Consider the following 18,900-nt stretch of genomic DNA (forward strand, 5'->3'; position numbering starts at 1 on the left):
CCGAACAAACATTCGCATATTTATTTTTTATTAATGATTCGGCGCCGCAAAAGATCTAATCCTCGCATCATAGCACTCTGTCTAATAGAATTTCGGTCACGGTTAAAATGGAAACATTCGGCAACGGTTGGTTGGCCTTCTTCCGCCAGCCCAATCCAAACAGTGCCTGTCGGTTGACCTTCAATTGGGTCACCAGCGACCCCAGTAAATGATACGCCATAATTAGATTTAGCTAACTGACGTGCTTTCTCTGCCATTTCTTTGGCACATGCTTCACTTACCGTGCCATGTTCTTCTAAAAGTTCATGAGAAATTCCTAAAAAGTTCTCTTTTGTTTCTTGCGAATAAGTCACAAAGCCTCCTTTAAAGATCTTCGAAGCACCCGCAATTTCCCCCAGTGTACTTTGGAATAGGCCAGCGGTGAGGCTTTCAGCGGCCGTGACGGTTTGGCCGTTTTGTAATAACAAATCCACTGTTACCTTGGCTAAATTATTGTCATCACCATAACCATAAAAATAGCCCCCCACTTTAGCTAAAATCTTTTCTTCCGTTGCTGTTAATAATTCCTCGCCAGCTACTAAGTCTTTGGTTTTAACCGTTAAACGAAGCGTCACTTCGTGAGGCTTAGCATAAGGCGCAATGGTTGGGTTCGTTTGGTGCGCAATTAACTCTTGAATCTCGGTCACCAGTTGGGATTCACCAATGCCATAAAAGCGCAAGACTCTCGAAATCAATTGTTCTTCTTGCGGAAACGCACCAATCAATAAAGGTCGTGCCGCTTGTTGGAACATCGGAATTAATTCATTGGGCGGCCCTGGTAAGAGCAAATAGCTCGTTGTGCCTTCTGTCACGAAAGAACCAACAGCTAATCCTGTCGGGTTTTGAAGAACTTGCCCACCTTCAATGGCCAACACTTGTCGCAGATTATTTTCCGTCATTGGTCGCTTAGACTGTTGGAAAAATTGGTGTAAGCGATTCAATCCTTCTTGATCTTCTATTAATGATTTATGGAGATGTTGTGCGACCACTTGCTTGGTTAAATCATCTTCTGTAGGTCCTAATCCTCCACAAAGGACAATTAAATCACTTCTTTGTTCTGCTTCTGTTAATAACGTTTCTAAGCGGCCGCCGTTATCGCCAACAACGGTCTGATAGTAAACATCGATACCTAATGCAGCTAACTCTTCTGATAAAAAAGTGGCGTTGGTATTCACTACTTGTCCCAGTAATAACTCTGTTCCGACTGCAATGATTTCTGCTTTCATTGATTTCCCCTTCTCTAATAACATACGTAGTTAAACTCACTTTCATTTTATCACAACAAAATTTTTACAAAAGAATTTGAGCTTCAGGAAATAATTTTTTTATCAGGAAATTTATTAATTATTACGAAAAAAATGTTCATTTTCTCACAATCCATTGTATAATAATGTTATATCGAAAGGAGAGAAATGAATGAGTGTAGTATTAGTACTTTTGGGTCTATTAGGTTTACTTGTCAGCGGGGGACTGACTATCAAAGCATTAATTAAGAAACAACCGAAAAAACAATATGGCTATGCCGCATTAGCAAGTGCCGCTCTATTTATTGGTGGAGTTGCCACGACAGATTCTTCCCCAACGCTTTCACTTGATGCAGAGAGTGTTGAAACCGATGCCAATGGCTCAGCCATCATCAAAGGAGAATATGATGGCAACAGCAAATTAACGGCCGATGGTAAGGAAGTAAAGACGAAAGACAAGACATTCTCTTACAAAGTAAAACTGTCAGATGAAAAAACGCAAAAAATTACCTTTGTTGCTGAGAAGAAAGATACCAAAGTTGAAAAATCAGTCGAAGTCACACCATCAAAAGAATTTATTGCGAGCATCACAGATTCTGAGCAAGAATTGGCCAAAACAGAAAAAGCCTTAGCTTACGCTGAAAAGCAACCTTCTCAGAAAAACTATGATGAAGCCGCAACCTTAGTTTCTTCATTAAGTCAAGAATACGAGGAATACAATAATCGCCTTGAAAAAATCAAAGAGGCAGTACCTGTTGATAAAGCAGTTACAACCGCAGAAAAATCCAAAAACAAAAGCGATTATCAAGCAGCTGAAAAACTAGTAGCTGCTGCGCCAGTTGGCAAAGAAGGTTTTCAACAACGTTTAACGACTGTTCAAACCGCTATCGCTGAAAAAGAAAAAAATGAACAATTAGTCGCCAGTGCGACAGCCGCTGTTGAAAAAGCTGAACAAGAACCAACTAATGAAGCTTACTATAATGAAGCGATCAAACAAATTGACGCTTTAAATTCCCCAAACCAATCGTTAACAAAACGGGTAGCCGTTGTTAAAACTCAATTAGATGCCCACAAAGAAAAACAACGGAAAGAAGCAGAAGCTCAGAAACTAGCCGCTGAAAAAGCGCAAAAAGAACAAGCCGAAGCGGCAGCAAAAGCGCAAGCTGAAGCAGAGGCGCAACAAGCCGCACAGGCGCCGGCGGCAGTCGAGACGGCTGCTGCAGAAGCACCAAGCGGTAACGCTTTAATTAAAGGGTCACGTAATGGAATTTATCATGTGCCTGGAAGTAGATATTATAATAGAACTACGAATCCAGTAGCTTGGTTCTCTACTGTTGAAGAAGCAGAAGCAGCAGGATACCGAGCACCCAAACAGTAAATACATTAGCAATAATTAATCAAACAAGAAAAATGGGGCATCCGTTAAAACAACGGATGCCCCATTTTTCTTGTTTCTTTTATTGATACACACTGATTCGTTGATTTGGGTGTGCATTACTTTCCACTTCATCTAACATGGCAACGGCGTAGTCTGCGTAACTAATGTAGCTGTCACCTTGACTATTGGTTGTTAATTCTTCGCCAGCGACTTCATAATGGCCTGTCGCAGGACCTTCAGCATCAAACATGGCTGCGGGACTAATATAGGTCCAGTGGATGTCTTGAGCTTCTTTCAATAAGTTTAAAGCTTCTCCCATCGCTGAAGCTAATGGCTGAATTTCTGCTGGGAATGATGGTGTATCTTTTAATTGAGTTGTATGTTCTGGGTCCACATACAAGGTTCCAGCGCCTCCAACGACAAACAAACGCGTTTTTTGGTTGGTTAAAATCTCAATCAAATGTTGGGTAGATTTAGGGAAATCTTGCACATCAGGGAATCCTAAAGCGCTAATTAATACATCAAACGCTTGAATATCTTCTTTTGTTAATTGATAAACATCTTTTTCAATGGTCGGTGTGCCATCTGTTATTTTTGAGGCATTACGAACGATGGCTGTCACGTCCATCCCGCGACGTTTCGCTTCTGCTAAAAGTAATTGTCCTTCTTTTCCGGTTGCTCCTAATACTGCTACTTTCATGTAAATCATCCTTTCATTTTAAAATAGAACTAAAATAGTTACATTTAATACTTTAAAAGTAGAGAGATTACTTATCTCTCTTAACTTCTATTTCATGAATCACATCTGCTAAGGTGATGCTTTTCAATTCTTCTTCCATTTTTTGTTGCACTTTAGTAAATTCAGTTTCTAGTACCGATTGGATATTTGCCCCAACGGAACAGTTTGGATTAGGATTTTGATGAATATTGAAAATCTCTCGTTCCAATTCAACCGCTGTATAAATTTCATACAGTGAGATTTCTTCTGGTTTCTTTAATAAGGTATTTTTATTGGCTCCACGCATGGAATGAATCAAGCCGGCTTTTTTTAACTGGCTCATTAGTCGTCGAACAACGACTGGATTCGTATTCACGCTCGAAGCAATGTATTCAGAAGTCACTTGTTCTTGAGGACCTGTTTCAATCAAACTTAAAATATGAATCGCAACACTTAATTTCGTTGACATGGCCATGTCTAATCACTCCAAACTAAATGTAACGTTATTTGTTACATTTACAGAATACGCTGTTTCGTTTTATTTGTCAATGAGAAACCTCTGACTATTCAAAATAAAAATCAGTTGTTGAAACAACACGTGCCCCAAACGGCATTAACGCTAGTTTTGCCAATTTAAAGGATTGTTGCCCAAACGGAATGCCGATGATTGTCAGACAAAGCAACAAACCACTAATACAGTGTCCAATTGCTAATGGTAGTCCACTGATAATCAGCCAAATAATGTTTACCACCAAAGATACGCCGCTATCGCTATACACAACTCGCTTTTTAAACGGCCAAAAACTCAACCCCGCTAATTTAAAACATTGTAAACCAATCGGAATCCCAATAATTGTAATGCACCATATCGCGCCTGCGAATAGCCAAGATAAGCCACCAAAAAAGCCGCCAAAGATGAACCATAAAATATTGCCAAGTGTTTTCATTCTTATTCCTCTACTTTCCTCATTAAAAATTATGTATGTGAGTAAGTATACCATGAAAGCTTCTTTTTGTTTCAAACAATATTGTAAGGTTGCTGACTCGTTAAAAGACGAAGACTTTGTTTCATGATACAATGAAGAAACTAACAATAAAGGAGCAGACTTCATGGACTTACATTTAACCGTTGATCTAAAAAAAACAAAGACACTCATTGATTTAGCCGATCAGGCCCACTTAATCATTGAACAAACAACTAAATTACCGAAAAAAGAGGCAGCGATTCTTTTCTTGCTAAGAGATAACCAACTAGTTGCTTTAGGACTTGCTGAAGAAAAAGCTACATATAAAGAAGTTTCATTTGATCACTCGATTTTATTGAAACCGACTTGGGACACAGAACTTGCCTACTTAGCGCAAGCTTTCCTGGATGATGCGAAAGAAAGTGGTTTAACATTGGAAGCGACCCCAACGACAGTCAAAATTCCGAAAAGTGCGGTAGCGACAGTGACTAACTATAAAGAAACAGTCACCTTTATCTTGGAACGGTTTGGCTACTCTCTGTTTAAAAAACCGGCGCCGAAGAAAGCCAGACCAGCCAAAGCACGCCACAAATGGACAAAAGAAGTCAGCCAAATTCCTTTTTATATTGATACTCGACAAAGCAAAGCAACAGTTTTTTGGCAAAAGCGCAATGAAATGCTTATTAAAGCTGGCGCGACAATGATGCCAGAAGCCCCTTTAAATAAAGACGGGTCTGTCGGTTTCTCCGCCAGATTTGGTGAAAAACTTCGTGATGAACGCAAGGGCCAATTTAAAGACTTTGTCACAACGGAAGATATCGTCTTAAAAAGCGTTAATGAAGTCGGCTTGTTTCTCTATTTTGCTGGGACAAACAGCTGGTTAGAACTAGTTGATGAGAACGGCAAAACCTTAAATGAATGGACTGTGGTGGAATAACCCTTATAAAAAAATGTCACGCCTGATTTTTTATGATTCAGGCGCGACATTTTTTTAATTTAAATAACTTTTTGCTATCGCTTGATACTTATCAATCATATCTAAGTAATTATCAATTTCGACATATTCGTCGACTTGGTGTGGCAAAGTTGGAACGCCTGGACCAAAGACAACGCAATCAAATTTATTTTTTGATTTAGTGAATTCCGCTAAATCTGTTGTTCCTGCTGCTGTTATCAATGGCAACGGTTGATCAAATTGAGCTTGAATGGCTTGAATTAACGCAGAATCTTTCTCAGCTTTTACAGGAATTTTATTGTAATCAATCGTTAATTCTAACTGATGTTTTTCTTTTTTGTTCAATTCATCGACAATTTTTTGTAACAATGCAATGACTTGGTCGTTGCTGAATTCTGGAATTGAACGGATATTCCCTTGCAAGGCTGCTTGACCTGGAATACTGTTCACTTGTGTGCCACCTTTAATGACGGTTACATTGTGAATCGTTCGACCCAATTCAGGATTTTCATAGTTTGTTGTGACTTCCGCCATTTGTTGGTTCGCTTCTGTAATAAATTCGTTCAAATTATTAATCGCATTAATGCCTTCTTCTGGCATGGAACTGTGGGCTTCTTTTCCGTGTGAAACAACAGAATAGTTAATTGAACCCATGTGCGCGTACATCAAGTTATAATTAGTTGGTTCTCCAATCACTAAGGCACTTAAATCGTCAGCATAGCCTTTTTCAGTTAATTGGCCAGCACCTAGCTCACCAACTTCTTCGCCAACTGTACCTAAAAATTTAACCGCTCCATTTAATGGGACTTTCTTTTCTTTTAATTCAATCATTGCTAAAACCATTGCGACTAAGCCGCTTTTCATGTCCGTTGCACCACGTCCATACAATTTATTTCCTTCAATGTGGGCCGCAAATGGTGGGAAAGTCCATTGACTTTCGTCTCCCTCAGAAACCACGTCCATGTGACCACTAAACCCTAAGACTTTTTCTCGGTTTTCACCTAAGTAAGCAACCAAACTACTACGATTTGGTGCATAAGAAACGAGTTCAGAAGGGATCTCATATTTTTTCAAAAGATTTTGTAAATAGATTGCCACTTCTTCTTCGTTTCCGTTTACAGAGTTAATTTTCACAACATCTTGTAAAATACTAATTTTTTCTGATTTTTCCATTGCCATTCGCCCTTTCTTATTATGCTTAATTCTAGTGTACGCCTCTCTTAGTAAAACAGCAACTGACTTGGTTAGACCAGCAAAAAACACGCGACAGTTTTAAGAAATATCGCGTGTTTTTTGCTAAGTTTATTTAAAATAATTAGGCGCTGCCAATTCATTCTCAATGACTTGATTAGGAATCACAAATTCGGGGGTACCCATATAATAAGGCGCAATCTCTCCTTGAGGGAACACAATCACTAATTGGTGTTTTTCATTGATATAGAAAGGTTGGTCCTTTTTAATTTTTTTGAAGGGTTGAACATCGCTGCGGGCATCCTCTTTTTCGGACCAGTATATTTTATTGCTATCGTTCTTCATTTGGTCTGCGATTTGTTGTTTAATTTCACTACTAATGACATCAATGTAAAAATCATTTTTAAAAATTAGGGGTAGTGAGACGACAACATTGGCTCGTTTGTCAATGGTGTCATATTTCGTTGTTGTCGCAGAGCTGCCTTTAATTTCTGTAAAAGTTCGTTTGACTACTAGGAAGCGACGGTCGTCCACGACTTTTTCATAATCTCCGGTGACTGAAACACGAGAGCCATCAAACAATTGTCCTTTGACTTGTTGGAATTCTGTTTGCGCTTCTTTCAAGTATTTTTTGTTAAGCATGTCGGCTACTGAAGATTCTTGGGATGTTTGGATTTTAGGAACATCGATTTTCACTTCACTTTCCTGCTTTTTCGCTGTCAACGTTTTGAAGGTCACTAATTGAACAATTTTATCTAACACAGGAATGTTGCGGGCCGCTTCACTAAAACCTGGAAACAAATTGACTGATAAAACAAAGCCGCAGGCCACCACTAGACTACTTTGCAGTGTGCGGTTTCTAAAACGAAGCCAGGTATAACGCTTCTTCTCTTTATAAAAACGTGCTTTAACTTCCGTTTGCAAGTCAGTTGGTAACGGTTGTTGGCGGTATTCTTTTGAAAAGTTTTTAACAACACTTTTTACAAAATCTTCCATTATTTTTTCGCTTCCTTTCTTTTACTAATTCAGCAGACTTCGGAGTTCATTCAAACTTCGATACATCTTCGTTTTAATCGTGTTTTCGTTAATATCCAGAATCAATGCGATTTCTTTTAACGTAAAGCCTTCAAAAAATTTCAACAGAATAATTTCACGATTGGGACTATCTAATTGATTAATAATTTCTTCAATCTCTAAAAAACTGCGTTGTGGATTATTCAATAAGTCTAAAACGTGTTCACCTTTTTCAATATGAACAGCTTCTCGTTTCTTTTTGCGCCAATAATCTGTCGCTACAGAAATCAGAATTCGAAAGAACCATGCATCAAACTCCTTAATATCTGGTCCTTTTTGGATGGCCTTCAGTGCCTTTTCAAAACTTTCTTGAATCACATCTAAGGCATCCTCTTTTGAATGCGTATAGCTAAAGGCGATGCGATACATTTTTTCATATTTGGTATCTATAAGCATTTCTAATGCGCGAATTTGTTTTTTTCTTTTCCAACCATCAAAAACCATCGATTTCTGGAACCTCCTTTCCTGTACACTTATATAGACGAATCACAAGCATAAAAAGTTTCAACATTTTTATTATTTTTAATTTTTATATTCTAAAAGAAAAAGAAATCACCGTCTAGCCTACGATGATTTCTTTTTCTCTTCTCCCGAGTGCGGTCTTAGTGCGCTCAGCGTTTTAATAAAATGCGACCAATCAACAGGACGTGGTGGCGCTAGCCAAATGATTTGGGTTATCTCAGGCCAATCGACAAAATGAATATCCGATAAAATTAATTGTACACTTTCATCTACATGTGATTTAAAAATGATATTCCATTCTGTAATTTTTTCAATATTTTTTTGTATCATACGGTTGTAGGCTTCACCAAAGGAAAAATCGACACACAGTGTAATCGGAGCCAAAACTTTTTTCAATGGTAACGCATCCACCATTAACAACAGATACCGATAAAATAAAAACTGTCTGGCATCCCAAACAAGGGGCTTCGTTTTTTGTTCTTGAATAAATTGTCGACTAGCAGAAAAATACTCTGTATACGTTTCTGCAAAGTAGGTTACATCCATTTTGCGATAACTATAGTTTGCTTCTATTGGAAAATGTAACAGTTTAAAATGAACGATTGTTACTTTTTGTTCAAAGCCTTGCAGGACTTCCTCGGAAAGCTGAAATTGTATTTTTAAATAACTTAACAAGTCACGATTCAATTGTTGAATTTCTGCAAATCTTTGGCAAAGTGCTGCTGAAGCTACTTGCAGCCACTCTTCAGCAATTAAAAATACGAGTAAATAATTGCCTTCGTTTGTTCGTTGTGGTTCTGGGATTTGAAGACTCTCTAACCAGTTGAAAACATTCTGCTGATTGTCACCGGCTAATTGTTTTAACACTTGCGAATCTACTTTTTTCTCTACATAAAACTGTTGCTGCGTTCGTACTAAAGAAACCGCCAAAAAATGAAAACATTTAGCTTGTGCATAGCCCGCACGCTGATTAAGATGTACCTTCTCAGAAAAAAATAGCTCAAAGTTCCGAATCTGCTCTAAAACTTTTTTACCGTACAATGAAAAATCACGTTGGTATAATTGTAAAAAAACCAGTGTTGTTACTTCGCGTAAATTGGTTTCATTTCCCACCAAGTGAAATTCTTTATTAATTGTAATTTGATAATTTTCCAGCATTTTCTTTAATTCCTTGAACTCCTTATAAGCCAATGTGTGACTAACAAAGTGTTCTAAAGCAAACTCATTTACAGAATCAAAACGCTGAAAAAAGAAATCTTGAAACATAGCAAAACGTAACGACTCTTTAATATAGCAATCAATCAAAGTAGCGGAAGTTTCCGTTCCTGATTCATTAAGAGTTAAGAAAATACCATCGCTCACAATTTGAAAATCCTCTGATAAACCAAATTCAATAAAATCGGCATTTAATTCAGCGACCGTTTTGTTCACGATAAATTCAGATAATTCTAACTCCTGCATTACGGTTTCTTTTGACTCTGTTAACATCGGCGCATTTTCCAGTAACTGAAATAAGGCGATTTTTCTTTTATCCACTTTATTTAAAAACATCATCAATATCATAGACTTCTCTCACATCCATTTTTTTCCCGTATAATCCATTTCCTGAAAGAAAGTACCCAACCGCTGCTAAATAGCTTTCAGATTCTTCATCGCCGCCTGCACCAAGTCCATTAGGAAAGACAAAATCTTTATTCACTTGTAGGGGATGAGCCGTTGTTTCTTTTGTTTGTTTCTTTTTTTCTTTTGACATTGCCGGTTTCTCCACAGGTTTGTCTTTTTTCTTGGGTGAAGGCTTTTTTTCTTCAGAAGGAACCGTATTTTTTTGATCTTCCGGTGGGGTTGGCGCAAGTTGTTCCTGTTCTGACTTTTCCTGAGGGGTGATTGATTCTGGTTTTGGTTGAATTTCTTCCGTTGGTTCTAAGGGATTATAAATAGGTGTCGCCAATGTTTGAATTGGTTCTATTTCGACAGCCGTAAAAATTAGCAAAGAACTAAATAAAAAAAGATACTTTTTTCTCATGGCTTCTCACTCTCTCTATCTCTACTTTACAGGAAGCAATTCCTTGTAAAAGTACCTTTACTTTTACAAGGAACCCCTCTTTTGTCAATAGATAGCCCTTTTTATTGCTCAGATTGTTGTTCTTCCTCTTTTTTCTTTTTACGATACAAGAAGAAAATTAATAATAGCAGAGCTAGAATGATTAATGCAATCAGCAGATACAACCACCAATTGGTTCCTTTAATGGTTACGTCTTTTTCATTTAATTCTTTAGCTACGTCACCAGAGATGGTAAATTCTTTTGTGAATTCCCATTTGTACAGATACCGCTCTTCACCATTGGCACCTTTGACTTGATAGGTGCCCTTGTCATCTTTTACAGCATAGGCCGTTGATTTCAAGACATATTTCCCTGGTGTTAATCGTTCTCCTTTTAAAGAAATTGGATAACTAAAGTTAGAGTTTGGCGCCACTTGCATATCCTCAGTATCGGATTGGTAAAGCGTTTCGCCTCCTTTTGAAACAGTGTTGATTAAATGTAATTGGTTTAAATAGGCTGCTTGTGGGTTTTGTAAAGAAACATTGATGACATTGCGAGCGTTGACTTGACCTGGTTTAACCCCCAGTAATTTTAAATCTGGTTGAACCTTTGTCTCATTTTGTTGAAGAATAATGGCCACAACATAGGAGTATTCATTATTAATAGCTAACCCTTTTGATTGGTCCGCAGAAGTCGTTGTTTCTTTCTTTTTCTCTTTGAGTGTTATGCCGCCAGCCATCACGCCATCAAAAGAATCTTTGGGCATCGTGATAGTTAAAGGTAAAGTCTTTTGGGAATGCTTCGGCAAGATGATTTCTTTCGGTGCTTCCACATAATCTTTTAAGTTAAAACGTAATGTTTTGTCGGGTTTGATCCCGTTTTGGCCATATTCTACTACGCCATTTAAATTCGTTGTCGCTGAGTTCACCGTGTTTTCAATGGTAATGTCTTCATCTGTATCATTGCGTAACTGAATTTCTACGGTTTGTTTAGCGCCTGGCGCCATTTTTAAGTCAAAGTAGGTTTTTGATTTATCCACTTGATTTTCGGGAATTGTTGGTGTGACCGCAAAATTAAATTCAGAAGCGTGCGCCTCCACGCCAATCCAGCCAAATAACATACAAGCAATCACCGTTGCATATACTTTCCATCTGTTCATATTCATTCTCCTATGTCTTTCATTCTTTGTTGTATTATAAGCACCAAAAGACCGAAAGATAAGCCAAAAAAATTTTGACTTATATCCCGATCTTGCGTGTATGATGTCGTTCTTAGTTTCCTGTGTTAGCAGGTGTATCTGTCAAAGTCCAAGTAAATGTTGTCGTGTATTTTTTCGCATATTTTGTGGTTGAACCAGGTACTTCTAATGAAATACTTGTTTTAGCGGCATCTACGCTATCGCCCCAGCTCATTAAGTACGTACCCGCACCTTCTTTATCGCCAGCAGCCATGACCACGGATTCAGCACCAGTTGGGTTTAATTCAATCGTAGCTGGCGCTGTCGTTGGTTTTGCCGATTGTGAAGCTGAAACAACGCGTCCGTTGCTTAAAGTTACTTTGGCCGCTGTTAGTTCTTGGTTGGCTTCGGTTTTGAATTGACCATTTTGCTTTACTTTTAACGTCCAACCTGTTTCAGTTCCACGATTATCTGAGACTTGAACAAAGTTTGGGCCTTCTTGATCGGCACCAGCGTTATCTTTATATTTTTGTGTTTCTGCATAGTAGGTCATATTTTTTGAGGTAATCGTTTGTTCCCCAAAAGATAAACTAGATGCATAGTCAATGGATAACGGACCTGCTGTCCCTGGCTTAGGCCCTGTTGGATCAGTTGGATCAACTGGCGTAATTGGTTTATCTGGGTCTGGATTCGTCGGATCAACTGGATTCGTTGGGTTCGTATTTGGTGCAAATTGAATCGCTCCGTTTGTTTGGTATTCACCACCGTCGACCGCTAATGCACTCATTGGTACAAGTGCCAATGCGCCTAAAGTTGTGGTTGCCATCAATGTCATTACTTTTGTCTTTTTCATTTATTTCCCTCCATTATTTACTGGTACATCTGAAAGTAGCCAAGTCAATGTTGTTTTATATTGTACTGCATCCTTAGGGGTTTTCCCGGGAACAGTTAGTGAGATTGCCCGTGTGATTGTGGCATTTACTTGCTGTCCTTGTTGATTTTTTTCGGTCACTTTTTCTGCTTGCCCCCACAGTGTGATCCACGTTCCGGCGCCTGTCTTTTCTGGGGCTTGCATGACAACAGATTCTGCGCCCGCAGCATCTAATTGAATGTTTGCGGTAGCAGTTGGCGGCAATACGTCCGTCGCATTTGAGCGAACACTGGGCTCAGTAAAGGAGACGGTGGCGCCTGTTAATTCTTTGTGTAATGTTTCTGCATTACGAAATTGACCATTTTGTTTCACTTTTAAAACCCAGCCAGCATTGGTTCCCCGTAAATCACTTACTTGTACATAATTAGCTGTTGCCAATTCACTTGCTGAACCATCTGGATTTTTATAGGTTTGCGCTCTGGCAAAATACGTTTGATCTTTATTTGATATCTCATTACTCCCAAAATCCAAACTTGAGGCATAATCGATGGAAAGTGGCCCAGGGGTACCTGGATTAGGTCCATCAGGATTCGTTGGATCGACTGGTCGAACTGGTTTTTCTGGATCGGGATTTTCTGGATTCACTGGATCCGTCCCATCTGTGCTTGGGGTAAAAACAATCGACTGTTCGCTATCAAAAACGACCGTCGCCGCTTCAGCAGGAACAGTGGCGCCAAGCAACATTGTTCCGAATAACAAGGAGTAGACGACTGTTTTTTTCATTTACTTAGCCTCCAACATTCGTTGGCACAGATTTCAATGTCCACGTTAATGTCGTACGATATTCTTTTGCTAATTTAATCGCTTTACCTGGGACATTTAATTTCACGGCAGTAGCACCTTCTGTCGCATCTTGCCCGAAACGATAGACCCAAGTTCCCATTCCTTTGCCCTCTTCTGCTTTGACTAATTCTACTTCTGTTCCAGGAACAAAGGTATGTGCTGCTGTTGGTGTTGGTGCGTATGCGGCATCAACAATCGATGTCACACTTGCATTGGCAATCGATAAAGCGGCCCCAACTAATTCTTCATTTTGTGCTGTTTTGAATTGCGCATTTTGTACAGCGCTTAATGTCCAGCCTTCTTGTGTCCCACGTTTATCCGTTACCTGAACATAGTTCGGACCTGTTGTCCCATCTTTAAATGTTTGAATTTGTGCGTAATAATCTTTCGTATCGGAAGTGATTTTTTGGGCGCCAAATTGAAAGCTTGAAGCATAGTCAATTGATAAGGGGCCTGCAGTCCCTGGTTTTGGTCCAGTTGGGTCAGTTGGATCTTCTGGTTCAACTTTTTCATCTGGATTAGTTGGGTTCACTGGCTTCGTTGGATCTGTATCTGGTTCAAATGTAATGGCTCCATTACTTGTATAGTTCACATTAATATCTTCCGCAAATGCTTGTTGTGTCGCTAGGACACCGCTAAATCCCACAATCCCTACTACTGCTAATACTGTTTTTTTCATCTTCTCTTCTCCTTTTAATAAATAATATGCCTATAGTAATAAGGCTGATTCCTAAATAAATAAATGGTCCTTGATTGGTGGTACCTGTCGCCGGTAATCTTCCTTGTCGCGACCCATACACGCCAGAAGAATGGACGGATGAAGTACCTCCGTCAGTTGGCTTGGTGGGTTCGGTCGTTGTAGAAGAATTACTTGTCGCTGTTGTCGACTCTTCTGTGGGATATTCATACGTTCCATAAAAGGAGACAACACCACTATTTTCATAAGCTGCTTCCCCAAACGCAGTGTCTGAATGACAGAAGCTGAAAAGACCTAAAAAACAACTAAGCAAAAGGTATTTTTTCATCTCACTTCTCTCCTCCTTGTTATGGTGCCATGACTAATGACCATGACAATGTCCCTTTGAATTCGCCAACTTTTTGTTTCTCGACTGGCACAGATAGTTTAAGTCCGCGTTGGTTTGCCGCACCCCAACCTTGGTTAATTGTATAACTACCTGAACCGGAGCCTTCATTTTCTGTAACAACCGTATCTCCTTTATTGAGTAAAAATTCTCCTTTGTCTGTAACCAATGACAAATCTTCCAATTGATCTGTGCCGTTCGTTAAGGGATTCGTTACCTGAACATTCAGTTTCCAAGGCGTACTTTCTGTCCCGCGTGTGTCTTGAACGACTAAATCATCTGAAAGAGTTGGCCAGTAAACTTCTGGCTTGGCAGAAATTTTTTGTTTGCCAAAATCAATTGTTTTAGGTACTTTTTCTAACGTTAATTCACCTGAAATAGACACATTGACTTTTTTACTTAACGTTTCACCAGCTTCTGTAAATTGATAATTGGCTGGCACCGTTTTGGCTAATTCTTCTGGTTTCGCTTGCTGAATAGCTTGGAAGGTTGCGGCATCAAGACTTGGTGTTTGATTGGCCCGACCATCTGCGAAAATCACCGTTGCTTGTGTCCATTGTGCCAACTCATCTGAATTCGTTAAGCCATTTGCTTCTTTTAACTTCAAATGCGCACTTGTCGCATACAAGGCAAACGAACGATCTTTGGCAAGCACACTTTCATTTTTCACAACGACTAAATGAACCGTTTTGTTTTGCAAATTTTCCCCTGACGTCCCTGCTTCTAATTGAATATCATGTGTCCGCGATAGGTTTTTTTCTGCTAACGGCGCTTGAATTTGTGGTAAATCCGTCTCTTTTAATGAAGTCTTGAAAAACGGCCGACCTTTTGCGCCAAGCATTTCTATTACTTTATCGACAGTCGTTAGTTGCGCTGCTTCGTCCTCTGTGACAATCACCGATTGCCCTGAAAGTTCCACTTTATTTGAAAATTGAACTTTCACCTGATAACTGTAGTTCGTATTCGTCGCTTTCCATGAAAGCGGGGTAGTATCTTTCTGCTCTGGAATTTGTTCTATCGCGCTCCCAACTTCACTAGACTTAACCGTTCCTTGGTGCAACCAAGAACCTGTTACTTCGTCAGGAAGGAAGCTTAGGGTTGGTGTTAAAGTACTTGAGGTCGGAATCATCAAACGCCCTTTTTGAACTTTTTGTCCAGCTACTTCGGTGCCCCACGCTTGTAAGGTTAACGGCGCATTGCCGGCTTTGACCTCTTTTACATCATGAGAAATAGTTCCTGCACCTGCCACAATTCCAGGCGTTTCCACTTCATAATCGATGATAGAGCCAGGAATTGCTATCCCATAGCCATTGGCGCCCTTGGTCACATCGTTATCGCCAATAAATGTTTTTCCAGTCGCTTTTTCAATCCCACGGAACGTTGTTGGCGTAAGTTTTGTGGCATTATTGACCGTTGGATTAATCGTTAAGACCTGATAGGCTTTGACATTTCCAAACCAAGTCCCTGTGCTATCCACCAAAGCAGTTGTATCTGTCGTTGGTTTAATCCATAAAAGTTCATCTTTTGTTGGATCGACAGCTTCAAAATCCGCAATGTTTACCTTACCTATACCAGGAATTGTTTCTAATGTTGCATGATCCTGAACCGTTAGTTTGCTAGCTGAAATTAAATTGGCCGTGTTGGTAATCCCAATTCCAGCATTTTTAGATAGATGAATTGAACCGAATTCATTGTAAGTCGTACTATGATTCGCGGCAGTAGCAGAAACGCCATTTTTGATGTTCCCACCATTAGCCATTAATTTAATGCCATTGGTGACATTTAATTCCGTAAAGTTGACAACGCCTAAGCCTGTCGCATTTAGTGGTTCTGTTTGATAATTATTGGTGCCATCAACGTTGGCCCCAAAGTTAAAGACCACTTTGTTTGAACTAGCATTCACAATTGCATTAGTAAAATTATCTGTTGATGAGCCACCGGATAAACCATTAATACTAACTGCTCCTTGAACATTTGCAGTAACATCACGTAAGATTTTTCCGCCACTGATATTGGAATACTGCGTCGCATATAAATTTCCAATACTAGAACCTGTTGCTTGAATATCCATTGTAATCTTACCGTTCTTGGTATACGCAGCATTGGTTCCACCATCACCGTAAATGCTGGCCCCATTTAGAGATTCCACACCTGTTTTAGTGAAAATATTTAAAGTAATTGTATTTGACTCATCCGTTCCTAATGTCGTATTTTGACCATAGGGCCGACCACCAGTAATGTAGGTATTACCAGGCAACTTAAACTCTCCGTTGTAGTTTCTTAAATCAATTAAGAGGCTAGCATTTCCAAGAAGTGAACCAGCATTGGTAATCCCACCTGAAAAGCCGTTTGCGCCTGTCCGAGGAGTTCCTGAGAAATCCCCTCCGTAGATGCGGTTATCTGAATTACCAGTAATTGTATGGCCACCGCTTGCTCCATAAGAAGCACCCATCGAAGCATTAATTACTCCTTCATAAACTGTTACGCCGACATTCCCAACGTTTTTGGCATCATTCCAGCCACCGCCTGAAAGAAACCAATCGACTTGACCATTATTAACGATTGTTTGACCGTTTCCATAAACTCGAGCTGCTTGATAGCCTGTTCCTTCTAATGTATCAGCAATCCCGCCATTCAATGTGTTAGAAGTGTTGCCTTCAACGACACCTGAAAAAGAGCCACCATATGTCCAGCGAGCAATGGTATTATTTAAAACAGTTTTAGTATCTCCTTTTATATAGATATCCCAAGTATCATTACTAGCAGGATAGCCGCCGCCACCAACAATATCCCAACCTGAACTATACCCACGACTTTTATTGGTCGTTGAATAATCTAAGCTTGTCGGTTTTGCACCTGAGTAAGCCATACCATCGCCACCTAAAGACCCGTCACTATTCGCTGTTCCCACTTCAATTGTTGTGTTTCCTTCGATATAACCGCCGCGGCCAGCTGCAGTTGAGTAAATTGCACCATTATTAAACGAACCGCTGACTAATTTAGAAGAAATATTTCCGAAAACTTTAAAAGCTGCTGCTGATTTGGCTAATTCTGCTCTTTGTTGTGGTGTATAAGCATCATACGTTGCTTCATTTGAGGCTCCAATTTGACTCTTGTTAAATTTCGAAACATTGTTACCAGCACCGCCGTTAAAATCATTAATACCACCAGCGGTATTCGTTCCTGCTGTAACTACATTCGTAATATCTCCGATAATCGTTCCAGAATATTGGTTGCCTCCTTCAAAATCTGCACGACCCGCACTATATAACTGTGTATTTAAATTTGTAGTAATTCCATCAGTCGCACGATTCGTTCCTATATCGCCACGGGAAGAGCCACCAATAAAACGTTGACCAGCTGTGTACCAACGGCCATATCCTGAAATATCGTTTGTTACTTTTCCACCAATATTTCCGTATTGAACACCGCCATAATACGTACTTAGTTGGAAACCTGTAGCAGCATTCGTAATTGCAACCTTTGTTGAGACGTTACCAGTAACATTCGCTGTGTTAGTCGCGTTGGTCCCATAACCGCCCCCATAAATTGAAGCAATTCTGCCACCAGAATCATTGACCACCAATGAAGTATTCCCAGTCACTGTCCCAATATTGGCGCCCCCACTTAATGTATTTAGTCCGCTCCGTGTATTGTTAATAACAATCGTAGGATTTCCAGCTAAATTACCACCATTTTGGTTTCCACCATAGAAATTCCATGTCCCTGTACCTGTACTATTTACTGTTAAAGTTGGGTTTCCTGAAACATCTCCTGTATCCGTTCCACCGTATACGGTCAGACCGTTTCCACTAGAACCGCCATTCAAGTTCAAACTGTAACCATTTAAATACATATTCGTACCTGTATAGCTTAGATTTCTCAAAGTGATGTTTGAGCCAAAAAAGATATTTTGATTAAACCCTAAAGTCTTAGAACCAGTTGGTGCTGTTTGATCCATACTAATCGGATCCGCACTATTTCCAGTAATCACTAAATGATTGACCTTGCCTTGCAAGGCGTAAAAAGTCATATTACTTGCCGTAACGGTGTCAGGAATCACTTTAGCGGTGGTCGCCGCACTCGTCGTGATATTGGTTCCTATATAAAGAGTGAAATCGTCGTTGTTCCCCTGTTGATATAAATCAAACAAGGCTTCTTTCAAGCCAGCCTCTGTCGATGCATATTCTCTGTACGCTGCTCCGTCTCCTACTGGACTTGGCACAACAATCACTTTTGTTTTATCCGCAGTGGCAATTGTGTCCGCAATTGATTGATCAACTGAGACGGCTCGGGCCATACGAGTCAATTTCTGTTTAAAGACAGCCGTAAGTTGTGTATCTTCTGAAAACTCTAGTTGAAGAAGTTCTTCGTTTGTATATGTTTTCCCTTGGTAAGACCAACCAACGAAAGTGGAGTTTTCCTCACGATTCGCCCACTTTGGTAGTTCTTCTGCCCGAAGTGGCTGATTTTTTTCTTTTACCACTTGATAACTTTTGGCATCATTTAAAAACAATGCTTGATCCGTTGTTTCAAAGGTCAACGTGATTTGCTTCTGCTCTTCGCTTGGTTTTGTTTCTGTGGAAGAGGTGGTTACTTTTTCTGTGATAGCACTAGATGCCGTCATTGATGGTTGTTCTATAGAATGTGTGCTGCTTTCTTTTGTTGCTTCACTTGTACTGCTTTCTGCTGTTTTTGGCTGTGTCTGCGTACGTTCCGTTTGTTGCTCCCCTTCAATCGCCCACGCCGAAACAGATAAAAATGGTTGTACAAGTAAACAAGTTGCCAATAAAACAGCGATTTTCTTTTTCATTAACTTCATCACTCCTCCCTCGAAGTAAACTTTCCACAACCAACCT

At 39.7% G+C, this 18,900-nt stretch carries 17 protein-coding genes; 2 read left to right on the plus strand and 15 right to left on the minus strand.

Going from position 1 to position 18,900, the window contains the following annotated elements:
- Positions 1–20 precede the first annotated feature (20 nt).
- Complete coding sequence (locus IGI87_RS12795) at positions 21–1,265, minus strand: competence/damage-inducible protein A (protein WP_104854403.1); 1,245 nt, start codon at positions 1,263–1,265, stop codon at positions 21–23.
- A 190-nt stretch (positions 1,266–1,455) separates the two neighbouring features.
- On the opposite strand from IGI87_RS12795, the gene IGI87_RS12800 reads away from it, so the two are divergent.
- A complete protein-coding gene (locus IGI87_RS12800) occupies positions 1,456–2,661 on the plus strand; it encodes a sunset domain-containing protein (RefSeq protein ID WP_438737282.1) in 1,206 nt (401 codons plus the stop codon).
- Between the two features lie 79 nt (positions 2,662–2,740).
- On the opposite strand, the gene IGI87_RS12805 is transcribed toward IGI87_RS12800, so the two are convergent.
- From IGI87_RS12805 to IGI87_RS12815, 3 genes are all read right to left on the minus strand, one after another.
- Complete coding sequence (locus tag IGI87_RS12805) at positions 2,741–3,370, minus strand: NAD(P)-dependent oxidoreductase (protein ID WP_317095753.1); 630 nt, start codon at positions 3,368–3,370, stop codon at positions 2,741–2,743.
- Between the two features lie 58 nt (positions 3,371–3,428).
- A complete protein-coding gene (locus tag IGI87_RS12810; protein ID WP_002383201.1) occupies positions 3,429–3,854 on the minus strand; it encodes an Rrf2 family transcriptional regulator in 426 nt (141 codons plus the stop codon).
- A gap of 88 nt (positions 3,855–3,942) precedes the next feature.
- Entirely contained in the window at positions 3,943–4,326 is a 384-nt protein-coding gene (locus tag IGI87_RS12815) for a YccF domain-containing protein (RefSeq protein ID WP_438737284.1), read from the minus strand.
- Between the two features lie 163 nt (positions 4,327–4,489).
- Between IGI87_RS12815 and IGI87_RS12820 the strand changes: the two genes are divergently transcribed.
- On the plus strand, positions 4,490–5,281 hold the full coding sequence (locus IGI87_RS12820) for a hypothetical protein (RefSeq protein ID WP_002367471.1): 792 nt from the start codon (positions 4,490–4,492) through the stop codon (positions 5,279–5,281).
- 54 nt (positions 5,282–5,335) lie between these two features.
- Here IGI87_RS12820 and IGI87_RS12825 read toward each other — a convergent pair whose 3' ends face one another.
- The 11 genes from IGI87_RS12825 to IGI87_RS12875 all read right to left on the minus strand — a co-directional run bounded on the left by IGI87_RS12825 (position 5,336) and on the right by IGI87_RS12875 (position 18,863).
- A complete protein-coding gene (locus IGI87_RS12825) occupies positions 5,336–6,472 on the minus strand; it encodes an ArgE/DapE family deacylase (RefSeq protein WP_104854475.1) in 1,137 nt (378 codons plus the stop codon).
- 129 nt (positions 6,473–6,601) lie between these two features.
- On the minus strand, positions 6,602–7,486 hold the full coding sequence (locus IGI87_RS12830; protein ID WP_104858167.1) for an RsiV family protein: 885 nt from the start codon (positions 7,484–7,486) through the stop codon (positions 6,602–6,604).
- 24 nt (positions 7,487–7,510) lie between these two features.
- Positions 7,511–8,008 carry an RNA polymerase sigma factor gene (locus tag IGI87_RS12835; RefSeq protein WP_104854398.1) on the minus strand — a complete coding sequence of 166 codons (498 nt, stop codon included), beginning with the start codon at positions 8,006–8,008 and terminating at the stop codon, positions 7,511–7,513.
- Positions 8,009–8,128: 120 nt separating this feature from the next.
- The gene (locus IGI87_RS12840) at positions 8,129–9,589 is read right to left on the minus strand and encodes a helix-turn-helix domain-containing protein (protein ID WP_438737286.1); all 1,461 of its coding nucleotides are present in this window, start codon (positions 9,587–9,589) and stop codon (positions 8,129–8,131) included.
- Positions 9,564–10,049 (minus strand): hypothetical protein, encoded by a 486-nt coding sequence (locus tag IGI87_RS12845; RefSeq protein WP_438737289.1) that lies wholly within the window; start codon positions 10,047–10,049, stop codon positions 9,564–9,566. The genes IGI87_RS12840 and IGI87_RS12845 overlap by 26 nt, the downstream gene beginning before the upstream one ends.
- 101 nt (positions 10,050–10,150) lie before the next feature.
- Positions 10,151–11,233, minus strand: a complete 1,083-nt coding sequence (locus tag IGI87_RS12850; RefSeq protein WP_164982931.1) for a DUF916 and DUF3324 domain-containing protein — start codon at positions 11,231–11,233, stop codon at positions 10,151–10,153.
- A gap of 106 nt (positions 11,234–11,339) precedes the next feature.
- A complete protein-coding gene (locus tag IGI87_RS12855; protein WP_002383195.1) occupies positions 11,340–12,098 on the minus strand; it encodes a WxL domain-containing protein in 759 nt (252 codons plus the stop codon).
- Positions 12,099–12,899, minus strand: a complete 801-nt coding sequence (locus tag IGI87_RS12860; protein ID WP_438737291.1) for a WxL domain-containing protein — start codon at positions 12,897–12,899, stop codon at positions 12,099–12,101.
- Positions 12,900–12,903: 4 nt separating this feature from the next.
- Positions 12,904–13,638 (minus strand): WxL domain-containing protein, encoded by a 735-nt coding sequence (locus IGI87_RS12865; RefSeq protein ID WP_438737293.1) that lies wholly within the window; start codon positions 13,636–13,638, stop codon positions 12,904–12,906.
- Positions 13,595–13,984: an LPXTG cell wall anchor domain-containing protein gene (locus IGI87_RS12870; RefSeq protein ID WP_104854393.1), complete on the minus strand. Its 390-nt coding sequence runs from the start codon at positions 13,982–13,984 to the stop codon at positions 13,595–13,597. Before IGI87_RS12870 ends, IGI87_RS12865 begins: the two co-directional genes overlap by 44 nt.
- Before the next feature lie 19 nt (positions 13,985–14,003).
- Positions 14,004–18,863: a hypothetical protein gene (locus tag IGI87_RS12875; protein ID WP_438737295.1), complete on the minus strand. Its 4,860-nt coding sequence runs from the start codon at positions 18,861–18,863 to the stop codon at positions 14,004–14,006.
- Between the last annotated feature and the right edge of the window lie 37 nt (positions 18,864–18,900).

It is taken from the genome of Enterococcus sp. DIV1444a, assembly GCF_051712125.1.
GTDB classification, from domain to species: domain Bacteria; phylum Bacillota; class Bacilli; order Lactobacillales; family Enterococcaceae; genus Enterococcus; species Enterococcus faecalis.

What these genes read in the sequence shown, in the direction of transcription:
- IGI87_RS12825 (WP_104854475.1), bottom strand. Translation starts at nt 6,472, where the DNA reads ATGGAAAAATCAGAAAAAATTAGTATTTTACAAGATGTTGTGAAAATT.
- IGI87_RS12860 (WP_438737291.1), bottom strand. Translation starts at nt 12,899, where the DNA reads ATGAAAAAAACAGTCGTCTACTCCTTGTTATTCGGAACAATGTTGCTT.
- IGI87_RS12815 (WP_438737284.1), bottom strand. Translation starts at nt 4,326, where the DNA reads ATGAAAACACTTGGCAATATTTTATGGTTCATCTTTGGCGGCTTTTTT.
- IGI87_RS12810 (WP_002383201.1), bottom strand. Translation starts at nt 3,854, where the DNA reads ATGGCCATGTCAACGAAATTAAGTGTTGCGATTCATATTTTAAGTTTG.
- IGI87_RS12845 (WP_438737289.1), bottom strand. Translation starts at nt 10,049, where the DNA reads ATGAGAAAAAAGTATCTTTTTTTATTTAGTTCTTTGCTAATTTTTACG.
- IGI87_RS12795 (WP_104854403.1), bottom strand. Translation starts at nt 1,265, where the DNA reads ATGAAAGCAGAAATCATTGCAGTCGGAACAGAGTTATTACTGGGACAA.
- IGI87_RS12850 (WP_164982931.1), bottom strand. Translation starts at nt 11,233, where the DNA reads ATGAATATGAACAGATGGAAAGTATATGCAACGGTGATTGCTTGTATG.
- IGI87_RS12855 (WP_002383195.1), bottom strand. Translation starts at nt 12,098, where the DNA reads ATGAAAAAGACAAAAGTAATGACATTGATGGCAACCACAACTTTAGGC.
- IGI87_RS12800 (WP_438737282.1), top strand. Translation starts at nt 1,456, where the DNA reads ATGAGTGTAGTATTAGTACTTTTGGGTCTATTAGGTTTACTTGTCAGC.
- IGI87_RS12805 (WP_317095753.1), bottom strand. Translation starts at nt 3,370, where the DNA reads ATGATTTACATGAAAGTAGCAGTATTAGGAGCAACCGGAAAAGAAGGA.
- IGI87_RS12870 (WP_104854393.1), bottom strand. Translation starts at nt 13,984, where the DNA reads ATGAAAAAATACCTTTTGCTTAGTTGTTTTTTAGGTCTTTTCAGCTTC.
- IGI87_RS12875 (WP_438737295.1), bottom strand. Translation starts at nt 18,863, where the DNA reads ATGAAGTTAATGAAAAAGAAAATCGCTGTTTTATTGGCAACTTGTTTA.
- IGI87_RS12840 (WP_438737286.1), bottom strand. Translation starts at nt 9,589, where the DNA reads ATGATATTGATGATGTTTTTAAATAAAGTGGATAAAAGAAAAATCGCC.
- IGI87_RS12830 (WP_104858167.1), bottom strand. Translation starts at nt 7,486, where the DNA reads ATGGAAGATTTTGTAAAAAGTGTTGTTAAAAACTTTTCAAAAGAATAC.
- IGI87_RS12820 (WP_002367471.1), top strand. Translation starts at nt 4,490, where the DNA reads ATGGACTTACATTTAACCGTTGATCTAAAAAAAACAAAGACACTCATT.
- IGI87_RS12865 (WP_438737293.1), bottom strand. Translation starts at nt 13,638, where the DNA reads ATGAAAAAAACAGTATTAGCAGTAGTAGGGATTGTGGGATTTAGCGGT.
- IGI87_RS12835 (WP_104854398.1), bottom strand. Translation starts at nt 8,008, where the DNA reads ATGGTTTTTGATGGTTGGAAAAGAAAAAAACAAATTCGCGCATTAGAA.